Genomic DNA, 17,249 nt, shown 5'->3' with positions numbered 1-17,249 from the left:
AAGCCAAGGGCCTAAAGCGCAGCGAGCTGATCTGAAAGATCACGACGCGCTTTGGGCGCGGGCGCTCAATTATCCGGCAATGTCAGGATGACTGGCCCGTTGCGGGTGGCGACGATCGTATGTTCGAACTGAACCGTGGGCGCCTGTGGATCGGCATAAAGCGTCCACGCATCGTCGCCGCCCTCCGCCCAGGTGGCGCCGAGCGACAGGAACGGCTCGACGGTGAAAACCAGGCCGTCCTCCATGATCCGCGTCTCGTCGGGGTCTGCCCAGGTCGAAACCTCGGCGGGCTCCTCGTGCAGCGAGCGCCCGATGCCGTGGCTGGCGAGATTGGCCACCAGCGTGTAGCGGTTCTTTTGCGCGAAGGCGCCGACGGCATGGCCGATCCTCGATAGCGGTGCGCCGCTGCGCACCTGGTTGAGGCCGACCCAAAGCGCCCGCTTGCCGTCCCGGCACAGGCGCTCGATCTTCGGCTTCACCGGCGGCACGGCGAAGGACGCGCCGGTATCGGAAAAGAACCCGTCCTTCTCGGCCGAAACATCGAGATTGACCAGATCACCCGCCCGGATCACACGCGGGCCGGGAATGCCGTGCGCGACCTCCTCATTGATGCTGATGCAGGTCGCACCGGGAAATTTGTAGACCAGTTCCGGTGCGGACTGCGCGCCGGCATCTTCGAGCACCTTGCGACCGATGGCGTCGAGCTCCAGCGTCGTGATGCCGGGTTCCAGCGCGGCCGCCATGGCCTGCAACGCGTTGGCGCAGATGCGGCCAATTTCTTTCAGCTTGGTCAGTTCGTCGTCGTTCGAAATGATCATCCACGGCTTCCGGCGATATCGCGCTTGCGGCAACGGCTTGGCGAGAGGTGCAAGTCGTCGCTTTCGCCTCTTCGCCCCGTTCAGTCAATGCCTTTCTCGCGCCGGCGCGATTTTCGCTCTCCAAGACTTAATGCCGCAAGCAAATTTGAATCCGGATTCAACGACATCCCCATATCATTTGAATCGTCTGCCGAAGCCCTTATCGTTCTGCTTAAAGACGCGGATCGTCGGCGAGCAATGCCCAGCGCTCGTGATCGCACCAGACCCCGCCGATCTTCAGATATTTGGGTGAGAAGCCTTCCTTTCGAAAGCCGAGCCTCTTCACAAGAGCGATCGAGGGATAGTTCGCAGGCTGGATATTGGCTTCCAGCCGATGCAGGCCGACAGTATCGAAGGCATACGCCACGGCCAGCCGCAATGCCTCCGTCATGAAGCCCTGGCCGGCGAAACCCACCATGCCGTGATAGCCGAGAAAGGCGCTGCGGAAGCCGCCCCAAACCATCTGGCTGATATTGATGACGCCAACGATGCCGCCCGAGCCGGCGTCGCGTGCGACCAGCCCTATGTTCGGCCCGGTGACCGTCTGGCCGAACCAGGCATCGAAACCGTCGCGATCCAGAAAGGGATAGGCCCAGGGCGCATGATGGGCGCGGCTGGCGATATTGGCTGCGATCAGCTCGTCTGCATCCGATTGCTTGACCGGTGCGATGATCACTTGCGGCATGGCTCGCTCCACCCTTGTTCGAGGGAGCGAGCCTTAGCAAATCGAATCCGAAATCAAAAGCTTCGGTGAAAGAACGGAATCATTTTCCGAACGGCTTCATTTCGCAGGTAAAGTCCGCCCCAGGCCATTACGCCGAGATAGACACCGAACAGCAGGTGCGAGAATAGCGGGCTGCCGACCCGCAGATGCGTCGCGATCGCCCCGCCGAGAAGGCCGGTGAGGAGAATCGCCCCCAGGACCGAGGTCCTTGGGATGGCATAAAGAATGGCGCAGCCAAGCGTGATGACACCAAGCAGCCGCGCAAGCGCCGGATCGGCGGAATAGCCGAGTCCAGCCATCGTCTCCGTGACCACAGGAAGCGGAATGAGCTTGATCACGCTATCGAACACAAGAAAGGCAACGATCAACCCGCTAAGGGTGACGCCAGCCGCGCGCTGGGCTCGCGTTACCGCGGGCGAAAGTGAATCTGCTGCATAAGACATCGTCATATCCCCCGGAATTGAATCAGAAATTCAGATCTTTACCGCCAGCGCCGCAAGCTGGTCTGCGCACTGGCCCCATCCCGCATGGAAGCCCATCTTCTCATGTGCGTCGCGATCCTCGGCCGACCAATGCAGGACCGTCGCCGTATAGCGGGTCTTGCCGCCGCCGAGATCGTCGAGCTGGATCGTCCCCACCATGAAGGGTTTTGCCGACGGCACCCAGGCGCTGGTGAAGGCATCGGTGAAAACGAGACGTTCGTTGGGAACGACCTCCAGATAGATGCCGCTATTCGGATAATCCTCCCCCTCTGGGCTGCGCATGGTGATGGAGTTCGAGCCGCCTGCACGAACATCGAGGGCAGCAGCAGATGTGGTCCAGGGCAGCGGCGCGAACCATTGCTTCAGAAGTTCGACCTCGGTCCAGCAACGGAAGATCTTCTCGCGCGGCGCGTCGATGATGCGGGTCAGCGAAAGCTCGTGGCGTTGGGTTTGCCCGGTCATGCTCCAGTTCCTTTCTCCAGCTTGAAACGGCCCGATCGGCCTATGCACCAAGGACGTTGACGGTGGCCTCTTGCCGACGCCGGAAAGCAAATTTTTCGATTATTTTGCGGCAGCCGAGGCGCCCGCGCCCAGGCAGTCGAGCTGATGGCGAATATGAGCCGCCTCGGCCGGCGAGCGGGCGAGCGCAATCGCCCTGTCGAAGGCGACCCGCGCCTCCTGTGGACGGGCGAGCTGCGCCAGCAGACCGCCTCTCAGCCCATGAAAATAGAAATAGCTGTCGAGCTGCCCTTCCAGCGGCATAATCAGCGCCAGCGCCTCCTCGGCTCCCTTCAGCTTGGAGACGGCAACCGCACGGTTGAGCGTCACCACCGGAGATGGCGTCAGCTTCTCCAGCACCTGGTAGAGCAGGTCGATCTCCGCCCAGTCCGTGTCTGCAGCGCGTTTCGCTCGGGAGTGCAGGGCGGCGATTGCCGCCTGTACCTGGTAAGGTCCGCGGCGGCGATGACGGATCGCCTTGTCGAGCAGAGCAAGCGCCTCATCGATCGATGTCCGGTCCCAGAGCGAACGGTCTTGCTCCTCCAGCAGAATGATCTGTCCGTCCGCATCGAAGCGCGCCGCCTTTCGCGATTGCTGCAGCAGCATCAGCGCCAACAGCGCCATGGTTTCCGGCTCGCCGGGAAAGATGCGAAGCAACAGCCGGCCGAGCCGGATCGCCTCGTCCGCGAAGGCGGCAGCCTCGCGATGCGTTCCGCCGGCGGAGTAACCTTCGTTGTAGATCAGATAGATCATGGCGCAGACGAGAGCCAGCCGTTCGCTCCGCTCGACGGCATCAGGCGTTTCGAACGGAACGCCGGCGGCCGCAACCCGCGCCTTGGCGCGGGTAATGCGCTGCTCCATCGCGCTTTCGCTGACTAGAAAGGCCCGGGCGATCTGCGGCACCGAAAGACCTGAGACGATGCGCAAGGCCAGGGCGATCTGCTGGGTCGCCGGCAGGTCCGGATGGCAGCAGATGAACAGCAGCCGGAGAATGTCGTCACGGTAACCCGAGCCATCGAGCCGTTCGGCAAGATCGCTCTCGGCGTCGCCAGTATCCGAAATCGTCTCCTCGTCCGGCAGGCTCTGCAGTCTCGCCTGCTTGCGCACCGTATCGATACCGCTGTTGCGGCCGACGAAAATCAACCAGGCGACGGGGTCGCGCGGCGGCCCCTTGTCGGGCCATGTCTTCAAGGCCCTGAGGCAGGCCTCCTGAAAGGCCTCCTCGGCAATATCGAGATTGCGGAAATAGCGCAGCAGTGCGCCCAGCGCCTGCGGCCGCGCATTAGTGAGCGCGATGTCGATCCAGCCAATATCCGTCATGTCGCAACCGTCCCCGGCCTGAACACGTAAAGCGGGCGGATCTCGTAGGAGCCTGCACCCGGATTAGCTTCGGCCAATTGTTTCGAGAATTCAATCGCTTCGTCGAGCGTTTCGAAGTCGATGACATAGAAGCCCAGCAATTGCTCTTTCGTCTCGGCGAAGGGGCCATCGATGACGATCGGCTCGTTCTTGCCCTTGCGCAGCGTCGTTGCCGCTGTCGTCGGCATCAAACGCGCTACGGGGCCAAGCTTGCCTGCCTCGGCGAGCGGCGTCTGCACGGCAATCAACCGCGCCATCGTCGCGTCCTCCTGCTCCTTGGACCAGGCGAATACAGTATCTTCGTCGTTGTAGCATAGGATTGCGTAGAGCATAGGGACCTTCCTCTCCATTAAAGACGAAGAAGTATCACCCGTGCCGACAGGTGACGTCAAAAAATTATCGCGGGAAGAAGCTAGGTATCGCTGCGCTTGATCGTCAAAGTACCCGCTTTTGCGTCAAGCTCCGCAACGGCACCGATCAATGCGCTCACCGGGCTATTCCCATGCCCGAGCGGCAGGCCACCGAGGACCGGCACACCAAGCATATCAAGATGTTCGCGCAGGATATCGATGATCGAGAAATTGCGGTCGAACTCGAAACCGGTGAACTGACCGATGGCGACCCCCGACAGGCCATTCAAATGGCCCGCCTTGCGCAGCATCGTCAACTGCCGGTCAACATGCCCGCGATACACGTTGACCGCTTCAAGAAGCAGGATGGCGCCGCGCAGATCCGGCAATGCCCAGCCGGCCGTCGTAGCGACCATATCGAGATTCCCGCCGATCAATCGCCCGCTAACCGTTCCACTCGTCGTAAGATGGGATGTCGGCTCTTCCAGGCGCGAGTTGATGACGATGTCCTGGGTTGTCATCAGCACCCGGCGCAACGAATGGTTCGTTTCCGCACTGACGGTGTCTTCGTTCGGTCCGGCAAAAAACGCTCCGTGAATGCCGATCTGATGACAATGCTTCAAGAAACTGAGGTGCAATGCGGTAATATCGCTGAAGCCGACAACAAACTTCGGATCGCGCCTGGCGGCCGCAAAATCCAATTGATCAGCGATCCGATAGGAACCCTTGCCACCGCGTGTGGTAAAGATCGCCCGAATATCGGGATCACGAAGCGCGGCATTGAAATCCGCCAGCCGCTCTTCATCGGTTCCGGCAAGATAGTCCCGCTTACAAAAGGCATGCTCGCCAAAATCGACGGTGAGACCCCAGTCTTTCAGCATTTCAGCATGTCTCAAAACCATGTCTCTATCGGGCGGGCTGGCGGGAGAGACAAAACGTATTCTATCGCCCGGCCTGAGTGGTGGCGGCATCAGCATCTGATTGAAATTTGCGTGATCCAATGATTCCATGCCACGATCTTGGCATGAAACGATGACATTCGTCAGCCTCCGACGAACGGCCAGCCCGTCAACCCAACAACGGGTTCAGGGTCGCTGCCTTTTTCGATGCCGGCCGCCTGGCCTTCACGTCAGCTTCGGACATCTTTGCAGCTTGCGCCCTGCCCTTCCATAGCGGCAGGCCGACGGATTGCGACACGGCCGGATCAGCCGTGAAGATTGGATAACCACGCTCCAGCAGCCGCTCGAGAATTTCACGATCCTTGCGGACATGCAGCCGAGCGAGATTTTCCTGATTGTAGACGTGTCCGCCGGAATCGGGATTGATCCCGGTGATGATCACTTCGGTCGCACCGTTATAGAGCGCGAAGAGCACGGCATTGATGCCATTCGAACATTTATCGTCGGCGCCCAGCTCGCTGCATTTCACGCCGCCGACCCGGTCCAGAAGCGCCATGCGCTTGTAGCGATCGACGATCTCAAGCCTGTCGTAACGGTAGTTGAACGCCTTCAGCCCCTCTTCCAACCGCTGGAGCTCCTTCCGCCACAGCAGGACGTAAAGCATTTTCGTGCGCTCCCCGTTCAGAACGCGGCGCACCTCGACGGCGTTGGTGTTCGTTCCCTCGATCTGGTTGAACTGGACGAGGGTGACGTCGGGGGTCTCGATCCCCCAGGCCTTCGTCACCACCTGCGAGCCATTGATGGTGATCACCCGGAAGGTCTCGTCGAAATCCGCAGGCTTATTTGACACCGGCGCGGATCCGACCACAAGAACAGGCCCCCGAAACGGTTCCGGCAGGACGGGCGGCTTTGGCCGGGACAGATGATACTTGATCTGTCTGTAGATATGCTTCTTCAGTTCCGTAAATTGAGCAGCCATTGCGCGCCTTGTCGTCTCCCAGAAGGCGTTGGTCCGATGAAGGATCTATTCCGCGAAGGGTGACTCGAAGCACCCACGGCGCAAGTATCGCTGCTCTCCCTTATATAAGCAAAATAAAGAAATCTTACACGGCATAACCTGCGGTGAGGCATAGCCGGCTAAGATGGCCCTATCGTGTGCTCAAGGTACGCGCCACCGCGTTTTTCCATCCTTTCAGTTTGGCATTTCGCGTCCTGTCGTCCATGTCAGGCTCGAATCTCCGGTCGCGCGCCCAAGCCTTGGCGAAGCCGGCACGGTCCGGCCACACGCCGGCGCGGCTGCCCGCGAGCCACGCAGCACCGAGGGCCGTGGTTTCCAGAATAGTGGGACGGTCGACTGGCGCGTTGAGCAGATCGGCGAGCCGCTGCATCGTCCAATCGGAAGCGACCATGCCACCGTCGACGCGCAGTACCGTGTCCTGGCCGCTGCCGTTGCGCCAATCCTTGTGCATGGCATCCAGCAGGTCGCGCGACTGGTAGCAGACAGCCTCCAGCGCCGCCCGGACGATTTCCTCAGGTCCGGTATTGCGCGTCAGCCCGAAAATGGCGCCGCGGGCATCCGGATCCCAATAGGGCGCGCCGAGGCCGGTGAAGGCCGGCACGAGATAGACCTCCTGCATCGGATCGGCCTTGGCCGCCAGCTCGCCGGAATCCGAAGCGCGCTGGATCGTCTTCAGCCCGTCGCGCAGCCACTGGACGGCAGCACCCGCAATGAAGATCGAGCCTTCCAGCGCATAGGTCGTTTCGCCGTTCAGCCGGTAAGCGATGGTCGTCAGCAGCCGGTTCCTGGAACGAACCATATCCGCGCCGGTGTTGAGCAGCGCGAAGCATCCGGTACCATAGGTGGATTTCATCATGCCGCGCTCGAAGCAGGCCTGTCCTATCGTCGCCGCCTGCTGGTCGCCGGCAACGCCGAGGATCGGGATCGCCGCGCCGAAAAGCGACGGATCGGTGATGCCGAAATCGGCGGCGCAATCCTTCACGTCAGGCAGCATCGCAACCGGGACGCGCAGGATGTCGAGCAATTGCCTATCCCATTCGTTGCTGCCGATATTGTACATCAGCGTCCGCGAGGCATTTGTCGCATCGGTGACGAAGCTCTTACCGCCCGTCAGCCGCCAGATCAGGAAGGTGTCGATCGTGCCGAAACACAGGTCGCCCTTGCTGGCGCACGCACGGGCGCCCTTCACATTGGTGAGCAGCCAAGACAGTTTGGTGCCGGAAAAATAGGGATCGAGCAGCAGGCCGGTGTGGCGGGTGAAGAGCTTTTCAAGATCATGGCGCTTCAGCTTCTCGCAATAGCTCGCGGTGCGGCGGTCCTGCCAGACGATCGCATTGTGGATCGGCTTGCCCGTCTCGCGATCCCAGACCACAACGGTCTCGCGCTGATTGGTGATACCGAGCGCGGCGATGTCCTTGGCCGTGATGCCGGCGGCCTCGATCGCCTTGCGGACGGTGAAGAGGACGGATGACCAGATCTCTTCGGGATCGTGCTCGACCCAGCCCGGCTTCGGATAATGCTGGGTGAATTCCTTCTGTCCGACGCCCGCAACCTTCATCTTGCCGTCGAAAACGATAGCCCGCGTCGACGTCGTTCCCTGGTCGATAGCCAAGATATAGCCGCTCATGCATTCCTCCCGCCTGTTGCGTCCCAAATCAACAGATACGCGAGCAAAACGAATGTGAAAAGAAAGCAAAACGAAATTTTTTATCGAAAAATACGCTCTTCCGTTCACGGCATCGTGGTCCTTGGGGACGCAAAAGAGTCTTGCGACGATGCGATTGCCATATCCGCAGGTTTGGGACTAGGCTCAAACCGCTTTTGCGTTGCAGCAAGAAGCTGCGCTGTCCAAGGAGAAGATCATGGCTAGAACAGTTGTCGTCACCGGTTCCACGAGCGGTATCGGCCTCGCCATCGCGACCGCCTTTGCCGCCAAGGGTGAGAATGTCGTCATCAACGGCTTTGGAAAGCCTGAGGAAATCGACGCGATCAAAAACAAGCTTGAGGCGTCCGGCGGCGGCAAAGTGATCTACCATCCGGCCGACATGACCAAGCCCGCAGAGATCGCCGACCTGATCGCCACAGCCAATTCGACCTTCGGCAGCGTCGATGTTCTCGTCAACAATGCCGGCATCCAGCATGTCGAGAAAATCGAGGATTTCCCGATCGAGAAGTGGGACCAGATCATCGCCATCAACCTGTCGAGTTCCTTCCATACGATCCGCACGGCGATCCCGTTGATGAAGGCCAGGAAATACGGCCGCATCATCAATATCGCGTCCGCCCACGCCCTCGTCGCCTCGCCCTTCAAATCGGCCTATGTCGCGGCAAAACATGGTATAATGGGTCTGACGAAGACGGCGGCGCTTGAGCTTGCCGAGTTTGGCGTGACCGTGAATGCCATCTGCCCCGGCTATGTCCTGACCCCGCTCGTCGAGGCGCAGATCCCAGACACAGCCAAGGCACGCGGGATGACCGAGGAGCAGGTCAAGAACGAGGTCATCCTCAAGGCGCAGCCGACGCATGAATTCGTCAAAGCCGAAGAGATTGCTGCCTTGTCGATCTATCTCGCCAGCGACGAGGCGCGCCAGGTCACTGGAACACACGTCTCGATTGACGGTGGCTGGACCGCGGAATAACGATAAACGGTTAGGGCCGGTTTGGCGCCTGCGCGTCCGGCCCCTGCCAACGAAAGATAATTCGGGAACGACATGAACGACAGCATCCGCTTTATCCTCAACGGCGAGGATATCTCGCTCTCAAATCTGCGCCCCACCGAGACGCTGCTTGATTTCCTGCGCCTCAAGCGGCGCCTGACGGGAACGAAGGAAGGATGCGCGGAAGGTGATTGCGGCGCTTGTACCGTGCTGGTCGGCCGCCTGATCGATGGCGGGCTTCACTACGAATCCGTCAATGCCTGCATCCGCTTCGTCGGCTCGCTGCATGCGACCCACGTCGTCACGGTCGAGCATCTGGCGGCCCAGAACGGCACCCTTCATCCGGTGCAGCAAGCCATGGTCGATTGCCACGGCTCCCAATGCGGCTTCTGCACGCCGGGCTTCGTCATGTCGCTCTACGGCCTCTGGCTGACGACGGAAAAACCGGGCCGGGCGCAGATTGAAAAGTCCCTGCAAGGCAATCTCTGTCGCTGCACCGGTTACGAACCGATCGTCAAGGCGGCCGAGCAGGTCAGCGAGAAGCGACCGAGCGCCCTCTTCGATCCCCTGGAAAAGACAAGGGCCGACATCATCGCCCGCCTTTGGGCCATGCAGAGCGCCGACACCATCACCATAGCCGAGGGCGAGGATCGCCTCATCGTGCCGGGTTCCGTTGCCGCCCTGGCACAGGTGCTTGCCGACGAACCGAAGGCGACCGTCGTCGCCGGATCGACCGATGTCGGCCTCTGGGTGACCAAGCAGATGCGCAGCCTCAACTCTGTCGTTTTCATCAATCATTTGAGCGACCTGCAGAAGATCACCGTTGAAGATACGGGCCTGACCATCGGCGCCGGCGTCACCTACAGCCGCGCCTTTACCGCCATTGCCGAAAAAATCCCCGCGCTTGCAGGCCTCATCAACCGCATCGGCGGCGAGCAGGTGCGCAACATGGGCACGATAGGCGGCAACATCGCCAACGGTTCGCCGATCGGCGATTCACCGCCGCCGCTGATCGCCCTTGGCGCCACCGTCAAGCTGCGCTCGGTGGCCGGCACCCGCAGCCTGCCGCTGGAGGATTTCTTCATCGACTACGGCAAGCAGGATCGCAACCCCGGCGAATTCGTCGAAAGCGTCTTCGTGCCGTACCCGGCTGCTTCAGCGCATTTTGCCGTCTACAAGATCACCAAGCGCCGTGACGAGGACATTACAGCCGTGCTCGGCGCCTTCCACCTGACGCTCGATGATGCCGGTAACGTCGCCGATATCCGCATCGCCTTCGGCGGCATGGCCGGCACGCCGAAGCGCGCCCGCACGGTCGAGGCCGAGTTGATCGGCAAGCCCTGGACGGAAGCGACCGTCACAGCCGTCCGAGCCGCCTTCGACGCCGATTACAAGCCGCTGACCGACTGGCGCGCCACCGCCGAATACCGACAATTGACCGCCAAGAACCTGCTCATCCGCTTCTATCTGGAAACATTAGGTGCATCGCAGGAGCTGAAGCGTTTCGAGGTGCTGGCATGATGAAATGTTTTGTATCCATTCAGCCGCATTTCACACGCTCCGCACCGATGACGCTATCGGATCGCAGCAGATACCTCTTCGCCTTCCTCCCCGCTGGGGAGAAGGGAAACGGCGGAGGCTTGAACCATGGATAAGTCCACTTTCGAAGAACGCAAGGTCGTCATCAACGGCTCGATGCATGACTCGCTGAAGCATGATTCAGCCCATAAGCATGTGACCGGAACCGCCGATTACATCGACGATATTCCCGAACCCGCGGGCCTGCTGCACGGCGCGCTCGGCCTCTCCGACCGCGCGCACGCCGAGATTGCCGCCATCGATCTTTCCGCCGTCAGAGCCTATCCGGGCGTCGTCTGGGTGTTCACCGGCGCCGATGTTCCCGGCGTCAACGACACCAGTTCCAACGGCATGCACGACGAGCCGCTGCTCGCCGAAACCAAGGTCGAGTTCCACGGCCAGCCGATCTTCGCCGTCATTGCGGAAACGCGCGATGCGGCCCGTCGCGCCGCTCGCCTCGCCAAGATCGACTACCGCGACCTGCCCCATTGGAGCGATATCGACGGGGCGCTCGCCAATGGCTCGCCGCTCGTTTACGAGCCGATGACGCTGAAGCGCGGCGAACCGGAAACCGAGATGGCCAATGCCAAGCATCGCATCAAGGCGCAGATGCGCATCGGCGGCCAGGAGCATTTCTATCTCGAAAGCCATATCGCCATGGCAATCCCCGGCGAGGACGATGAAGTCGCCGTCTGGTCGTCCACCCAGCATCCCAGCGAAATCCAGCACATCGTCGGCCATGTCCTGAACATCCCGTCCAATGCCGTCACGGTCAATGTGCGCCGCATGGGCGGCGGCTTCGGCGGCAAGGAAACCCAGGGCAACCAGTTTGCAGCGCTCGCCGCCCTCGCCGCCAAGAAGCTCGGCCGCGCCGTCAAGTTCCGTCCGGACCGGGACGAGGACATGGCTGCCACGGGCAAGCGACACGACTTCCTGCTGGACTACGAGATCGGCTTCGACGATGACGGTCGCATCCACGCCGTCGATGCCACCTATGCCGCCCGCTGCGGCTTTTCCTCCGACCTCTCCGGCCCGGTCACCGACCGCGCGCTGTTCCATGCGGATTCGAGCTATTTCTATCCGCATGTGCATCTGGTCTCGAAACCGCTGAAGACGCATACCGTTTCCAACACCGCCTTCCGCGGCTTCGGCGGCCCGCAGGGCATGGTCGGCGGCGAGCGCTTCATTGAAGAGATCGCCTATGCGCTTGGCAAGGATCCGCTGGAGATCCGCCGCGCGAACTTCTACGGCCAGCCGGGATCCGGCCGGACGCTCACGCCCTATCATCAGGAAGTCACCGACAACATCATCAACCGCATCGTCGACGAGCTGGAAGAGACGGCCGATTATCAGACGCGGCGCAACGCCATTATCGAGTTCAACCGCTCCAGCCGCTTCATCCGCAAGGGGATCGCGCTGACGCCGGTGAAATTCGGCATCTCCTTCACCATGACTGCCTTCAACCAGGCAGGCGCGCTGGTGCATATCTATCAGGATGGCTCCATCCACCTGAACCATGGCGGCACCGAGATGGGCCAGGGTCTCTATACCAAGGTGGCGCAGGTCTTGGCAGACAGCTTCCAGGTCGATATCGACAGGGTAAAGATCACCGCTACCACGACAGGCAAGGTCCCGAACACCTCCGCGACCGCCGCGTCCTCCGGCTCGGACCTGAACGGCATGGCCGCCTATGACGCCGCTCGTCAGATCAAGGAACGGCTCGTCGCCTTCGCCGTCGAAAAATGGGGCGTCGGTGCCGGGGAAGTGCAATTCCTGCCGAACCACGTGCGCGTCGGCGATGTGGAAATCCCCTTCCCGGATTTCGTCAAGCAGGCATACTTCGCCCGCGTGCAGCTTTCCGCCGCCGGCTTCTACAAGACGCCGAAAATCCATTGGGACCGCAAGGCCGGCCGCGGCACGCCATTCTATTATTTCTCCTATGGCGCTGCCTGCTCGGAAGTGTCGATCGATACGCTGACCGGCGAATACCTGATCGACCGAACCGACATCCTCCACGACGTCGGCCGCTCCCTCAATCCGGCGATCGATATCGGCCAGGTCGAAGGCGCCTTCGTGCAGGGCATGGGCTGGCTGACCACCGAAGAACTCTGGTGGGATGCCAAAGGCCGGCTGCGCACCCATGCGCCCTCCACCTACAAGATCCCGCTCGCCTCCGATCGGCCGAAGATCTTCAACGTCCGTCTTGCCGAATGGTCCGAGAATACCGAGGCTACCATCGGCCGCTCGAAAGCCGTCGGCGAACCGCCATTCATGCTCAGTATCTCGGTGCTCGAAGCACTATCCATGGCCGTCGCCAGCGTCGCCGACTATCGCGTCTGCCCGCGTCTCGATGCGCCGGCAACGCCAGAGCGGGTGCTGATGGCGGTAGAACGGCTGAAGGGGATGTGATGCTTTGGGCGGCCGCCTGTTCTCCCTTCTTCGCAGCAAACTCCATTCTATCCTTCGCTCGTGCTCCGGATGTTTGCCACTGAACTTCTGACGGCCTTTGCGGCCTATCGTAGCCGATTGTCCTCGTAACGCGGCTCGCGTCCGTCAAGGAAACCCAGATCGCGCTTCAGCCGGTCCGGTATCTCTTCGAGATCCAGGCGCGGCGACGGCTCGGCATGTCTGGCGAACATCTGCGCCAAAGATTCCAGAACGCGCGCCAAGCCCGTTGGTCTAGCTACCTCCATCTGTTCCACAGCATAGCAATCCATGACGACACCTCAATTCAATCAATGATGTGAATTGCACAGTGCCGCAAAAAATGCTGGAATTCCAATCGAACTATCATCTGCATACATAAAGAGAACTTATCCATGAAGCTGTCGAAACGCTTCCCGCTGAATGCACTCCGCGTCTTCGAAGCGGCAGCAAGGCTCGGCAGCTTCACCCGTGCCGGCGATGAACTCGGCATGACGCAGACGGCCGTCAGCTACCAGATCAAGCTATTGGAAGAGACCGTCGGCGAGCCGCTGTTCCTGCGCCGCCCGAGGCAGATCGTACTGACCGAGACCGGAGAGCAGCTGGCGCCGAAGGTAGCCGAGGCCTTTGCCATGCTGCAGGACGCCATGGCTTCGATCAGCGGCGACGCCGAAACCACGCTCCTCATCCATTCGACACCAACCTTCGCATCGCAATGGCTCGCTCGCCATCTCGGCTCCTTTCAGCTCAAACATCCCAAAATTGCCGTTCGACTGTCCACCTCAGGCTCGATCATCGATTTCGCCCGTGAGCCGTCCGATATCGCCGTCCGTGCCGGATTGGGCACATGGCCGGGCCTGCGTGCGCACCTGCTGATGAAGATGACCTTCACGCCAATGCTGAGTCCGGCACTGGCCGAGACGATCGGAGGCGTGCACGAGCCTGCCGATCTGCTGAAGCTACGCATCATCGATGCCGGCGATCCATGGTGGGTTCAATGGTTCCAGGAAGCCGGTGTTCCCGATCCCGGCCTTCAGGGCAGACCGCGAAGCAGGCTGGGTGCGCAATCCTTCGAGGCAAGCGCTGCCCTGGCCGGCCAGGGCGTCGCAATTCTGACCCCGGAATTCTACGCGGAGGAGCTTGCCTCCGGACGGCTGATACAGCCTTTCGATATCCTATCAACCGACGGCGCCGACTACTGGGTCGCCTACCCGGAAAACAGGCGACATACGCCGCGCATCCGTGCCTTTAGGGACTGGCTCCTCGCCGAATTCGGCCGGCCGCTCGAATAGAGCTCAATAAGCCATATCAGGCGCATAGAAACAGCGCGGCGTGTTTTCGTCCGGAAACAGGCAGAGATGATAGGCGCCGTCGGGTGAGCGCATCGTCTTGCGCTGCGGCAGCGTGAAGATATGTGCGTGCGTCACATAACGATGGTCGCCGGGGTTGAGCGTCACTCGATAGCCGCCCGGAATGACGGTGACGGTGCGCGAAGGGATCATCTCGCAATCACCGCTCTCGCCGTCGCCGTTGCAGCAATAGGGATCGTACCTCCAGCCGGAAGGCGCATCATGCGCCAGGGCGGCAGCTGCAAAAAGAAAAAATACGAACGCCAGAACACCACGCATGGGCAATTCTCCGTCGAAATGGACGGCTGCCGCGGACACGGCCCGCTCCAAGCAGCCGAGGGCGTTAAAAACCGCCATATTCTGATCTAATGCGAACCGGACGCTCGACAAGGCCATGGCTTTTGACCGACGCGTCAAACTCTCCCCTTCCATCCGCCCCCAACATTTTGCAAGGTATCGAGTCGAAAGAGAAAAAGGGGAACTGAATGTATGAATACGCCATAGCGTGGGAATGGCTGGCCTTTGCCGCCCGCTGGTTCCACGTCATAACCGCGATTGCCTGGATCGGCTCGTCCTTCTATTTCATCGCGCTCGATCTCGGGCTGGTGAAGCGCCCGCATCTTCCGCCCGGCGCCTATGGCGAGGAGTGGCAGGTGCATGGCGGCGGATTCTATCATATCCAGAAATATCTCGTGGCTCCCGCACAGATGCCGGAGCATCTGACCTGGTTCAAATACGAGAGTTATTTTACCTGGCTTTCCGGCTTCCTGATGATGTGCATCGTCTATTATGGCGGCGCCAATCTCTTTCTCATCGACCGACATGTGCTTGACGTCAGCGTCCCCGTTGCCATCCTGATCTCGCTCGCCTCGCTTGTCGGCGGCTGGATCGTCTACGACCTGCTCTGCAAATCGCCGCTCGGCAACAATACCTGGGGCCTTATGATCGTGCTCTATGCCGTCCTCGTCTTCATGGCCTGGGGCTATACGCACCTCTTCACCGGCCGCGCCGCCTTCCTGCATCTCGGCGCGTTTACCGCGACGATCATGTCCGCCAACGTCTTCATGATCATCATCCCCAATCAGAAGATCGTCGTCGCCGACTTGATCGCCGGCCGCACACCGGACCCGAAATACGGCCGTATCGCCAAGCAGCGCTCACTGCACAACAACTACCTGACGCTGCCCGTCATCTTCTTCATGCTGTCGAACCACTATCCGCTGGCCTTCGGCACGGCCTATAACTGGATCATCGCGGCGCTGGTGTTCCTGATGGGCGTCACCATCCGCCACTGGTTCAACACGACGCATGCCCGCAAGGGCCGCCCGACCTGGACCTGGATCGTCACGCTCGTCCTCTTCATCGTCATCATGTGGCTTTCGACCGTTCCGAAGGTGCTGACCGGCGAAAAGGATGCCAATGCGGTCGCGCCCGCCTTCCAGCAATTCGCCTCGGACGCGCATTTTCCGGCCGTCAAGCAGATGGTCTCGACGCGTTGTTCCATGTGCCATGCGGCCGAGCCCGTCTATGAGGGAGTTGTCCGGCCGCCGAAAGATGTGAGGCTGGAAAATGACGCGGAAATCGCTATGCATGCCCGGGAGATCTATATCCAGGCCGGCCGCAGCCATGCCATGCCTCCCGGCAACGTCACCGAGGTGACGCCGGAGGAGCGCAAATTGCTGGTCGCCTGGTTCGAAAGCTCCGTCGGAGAAAAAAGCCAATGACCACCCTTCTGCGCGGCCGCCTGCTTTCCTTCAAGCGCGCACCGCAAGGCCTTGATGACACGGACAGCTATACTTACGAAAGCGATGGTGGCCTCCTGATCGAAAACGGCATTATCGCCGCGATCGGCCCTTACGCTACCATCAAGGCGCAGGCACCGGGCGACGTAACCGAGGTCGATCACCGGCCACACCTGATCCTGCCCGGTCTCATCGACATGCACCTGCATTTCCCGCAGATGCAGGTGATCGCCTCCTATGCCGCCAACCTGCTCGAATGGCTGAACACCTACACCTTTCCCGAGGAATGCCGCTTCGTCGAAAGCGCCCATGCAGAGCGCATCGCCACGCATTTCTATAACGAACTGATCCGCCACGGCACGACCACGGCCGTTGCCTATTGCTCCGTGCACAAGACCTCAGCCGACGCCTTCTTCTCCGAAGCCATGCGCCGCGACATGCGCATGGTCGGTGGCAAGGTCATGATGGATCGGCATGCGCCGCAGGGGCTGCTCGACACGCCGGAGACGGGCTATGACGAGACCCGCGAAGTGATTGCAGACTGGCATGGCAAGGGCCGCAACCACGTCGCCATCACGCCGCGCTTCGCCATTACCTCCACACCGGCACAGATGGAGGCGACGGCCGCCCTCGCCCGCGAATTCCCGGACCTGCACATCCAGACGCACCTTTCCGAGAACCACGACGAGATCAAGTTCACGGGTGAACTCTACCCGGAAGCGATCGACTATACCGATATCTATGCCCGTTACGGGCTGCTCGGCCCAAAGAGCCTGTTCGGCCACGCGATCCATCTTTCCGAGCGCGAGGCGGACGCCATGAGCGAGGCCGGCGCGGTCGCCGTGCACTGCCCGACCTCGAACCTCTTCCTCGGCTCCGGTCTCTTCCCGCTGAAGGCACTGGCACGCCGCGAAAAGCCCGTCCGCATCGGCGTCGCTACCGACATCGGTGGCGGCTCCAGCTATTCCATGCTCAGAACCATGGACGAAGCCTACAAGATCCAGCAGCTCCAGGGCGAGCGCTTGAACCCGCTGGAAAGCTATTACTATATGACCCGCGGCAACGCCGAGGCCCTCTCCCTCGTCAACAAGATCGGCACGCTGGACACCGGCACGGAGGCAGACCTCATCATCCTCAACGCCGCCGCCACGCCCGCCATGGCGCTGAAGATGGAAGTGGTGAAGAGCCTGGCCGAAGAACTGTTCCTGCTGCAGACGATGGGCGACGACCGCGCTATCGCCGAAACCTATGTCGCCGGGAAGCCTATGAAGTCAATCCTGCAATAAGGCACTCCGAACCCGCCGCAACACAA

At 60.9% G+C, this 17,249-nt stretch carries 17 protein-coding genes; 6 read left to right on the top strand and 11 right to left on the bottom strand.

Annotated features, from left to right (window positions below; genetic code table 11):
- Window positions 1-65 precede the first annotated feature (65 nt).
- The 9 genes from map to glpK form a co-directional block, all read right to left on the bottom strand.
- On the bottom strand, window positions 66-818 hold the full coding sequence (gene map / locus FHT29_RS04220; protein ID WP_047562592.1) for a type I methionyl aminopeptidase: 753 nt from the start codon (window positions 816-818) through the stop codon (window positions 66-68).
- 211 nt (window positions 819-1,029) lie between these two features.
- A complete protein-coding gene (locus tag FHT29_RS04215; protein WP_037194864.1) occupies window positions 1,030-1,542 on the bottom strand; it encodes a GNAT family protein in 513 nt (170 codons plus the stop codon).
- A gap of 53 nt (window positions 1,543-1,595) precedes the next feature.
- Window positions 1,596-2,024, bottom strand: coding sequence for a DoxX family protein (locus FHT29_RS04210; protein WP_037194865.1), 429 nt, complete (start codon window positions 2,022-2,024; stop codon window positions 1,596-1,598).
- A 30-nt stretch (window positions 2,025-2,054) separates the two neighbouring features.
- Window positions 2,055-2,525 (bottom strand): SRPBCC family protein, encoded by a 471-nt coding sequence (locus tag FHT29_RS04205; protein WP_047562588.1) that lies wholly within the window; start codon window positions 2,523-2,525, stop codon window positions 2,055-2,057.
- 99 nt (window positions 2,526-2,624) lie between these two features.
- Entirely contained in the window at window positions 2,625-3,881 is a 1,257-nt protein-coding gene (locus FHT29_RS04200) for an RNA polymerase sigma factor (protein ID WP_047562586.1), read from the bottom strand.
- The gene (locus tag FHT29_RS04195) at window positions 3,878-4,252 is read right to left on the bottom strand and encodes a YciI family protein (RefSeq protein WP_037194880.1); all 375 of its coding nucleotides are present in this window, start codon (window positions 4,250-4,252) and stop codon (window positions 3,878-3,880) included. The genes FHT29_RS04200 and FHT29_RS04195 overlap by 4 nt, the downstream gene beginning before the upstream one ends.
- A gap of 80 nt (window positions 4,253-4,332) precedes the next feature.
- Window positions 4,333-5,241 (bottom strand): LD-carboxypeptidase, encoded by a 909-nt coding sequence (locus tag FHT29_RS04190; RefSeq protein ID WP_047562948.1) that lies wholly within the window; start codon window positions 5,239-5,241, stop codon window positions 4,333-4,335.
- A gap of 97 nt (window positions 5,242-5,338) precedes the next feature.
- Window positions 5,339-6,148, bottom strand: coding sequence for a hypothetical protein (locus FHT29_RS04185; RefSeq protein WP_047562583.1), 810 nt, complete (start codon window positions 6,146-6,148; stop codon window positions 5,339-5,341).
- 169 nt (window positions 6,149-6,317) lie between these two features.
- Complete coding sequence (gene glpK, locus FHT29_RS04180; RefSeq protein WP_168599232.1) at window positions 6,318-7,814, bottom strand: glycerol kinase GlpK; 1,497 nt, start codon at window positions 7,812-7,814, stop codon at window positions 6,318-6,320.
- Window positions 7,815-8,049: 235 nt separating this feature from the next.
- Between glpK and FHT29_RS04175 the strand changes: the two genes are divergently transcribed.
- The 3 genes from FHT29_RS04175 to xdhB all read left to right on the top strand — a co-directional run bounded on the left by FHT29_RS04175 (window position 8,050) and on the right by xdhB (window position 12,831).
- Window positions 8,050-8,826, top strand: coding sequence for a 3-hydroxybutyrate dehydrogenase (locus FHT29_RS04175; RefSeq protein ID WP_037194889.1), 777 nt, complete (start codon window positions 8,050-8,052; stop codon window positions 8,824-8,826).
- Between the two features lie 72 nt (window positions 8,827-8,898).
- Complete coding sequence (gene xdhA / locus FHT29_RS04170) at window positions 8,899-10,365, top strand: xanthine dehydrogenase small subunit (RefSeq protein WP_168599231.1); 1,467 nt, start codon at window positions 8,899-8,901, stop codon at window positions 10,363-10,365.
- Between the two features lie 126 nt (window positions 10,366-10,491).
- The gene (gene xdhB, locus FHT29_RS04165) at window positions 10,492-12,831 is read left to right on the top strand and encodes a xanthine dehydrogenase molybdopterin binding subunit (protein WP_168599230.1); all 2,340 of its coding nucleotides are present in this window, start codon (window positions 10,492-10,494) and stop codon (window positions 12,829-12,831) included.
- A 104-nt stretch (window positions 12,832-12,935) separates the two neighbouring features.
- On the opposite strand, the gene FHT29_RS04160 is transcribed toward xdhB, so the two are convergent.
- Window positions 12,936-13,139 carry a hypothetical protein gene (locus FHT29_RS04160; protein WP_047638688.1) on the bottom strand — a complete coding sequence of 68 codons (204 nt, stop codon included), beginning with the start codon at window positions 13,137-13,139 and terminating at the stop codon, window positions 12,936-12,938.
- Window positions 13,140-13,241: 102 nt separating this feature from the next.
- Here FHT29_RS04160 and FHT29_RS04155 point away from each other — a divergent pair, with 102 nt between their 5' ends.
- Window positions 13,242-14,138: a LysR substrate-binding domain-containing protein gene (locus tag FHT29_RS04155; protein ID WP_080760683.1), complete on the top strand. Its 897-nt coding sequence runs from the start codon at window positions 13,242-13,244 to the stop codon at window positions 14,136-14,138.
- Window positions 14,139-14,141: 3 nt separating this feature from the next.
- Here the strand turns inward: FHT29_RS04155 and FHT29_RS04150 are convergent, their stop codons facing one another.
- Window positions 14,142-14,474 (bottom strand): hypothetical protein, encoded by a 333-nt coding sequence (locus tag FHT29_RS04150; protein ID WP_047562946.1) that lies wholly within the window; start codon window positions 14,472-14,474, stop codon window positions 14,142-14,144.
- A 206-nt stretch (window positions 14,475-14,680) separates the two neighbouring features.
- On the opposite strand from FHT29_RS04150, the gene puuD reads away from it, so the two are divergent.
- Together puuD and guaD are read left to right on the top strand one after the other, a co-directional pair.
- A complete protein-coding gene (gene puuD, locus FHT29_RS04145; RefSeq protein WP_047562574.1) occupies window positions 14,681-15,919 on the top strand; it encodes a urate hydroxylase PuuD in 1,239 nt (412 codons plus the stop codon).
- Entirely contained in the window at window positions 15,916-17,223 is a 1,308-nt protein-coding gene (gene guaD, locus FHT29_RS04140; protein ID WP_168599229.1) for a guanine deaminase, read from the top strand. Before puuD ends, guaD begins: the two co-directional genes overlap by 4 nt.
- Window positions 17,224-17,249: the final 26 nt, after the last annotated feature.

The sequence above is a fragment of the Rhizobium sp. SG741 genome, from assembly GCF_012275435.1.
Taxonomy (GTDB): Bacteria; Pseudomonadota; Alphaproteobacteria; order Rhizobiales; family Rhizobiaceae; genus Rhizobium; species Rhizobium lusitanum.
Note: the sequence above shows the minus strand (reverse complement) of the source record. Positions and strands in the feature narration are given on the sequence as shown.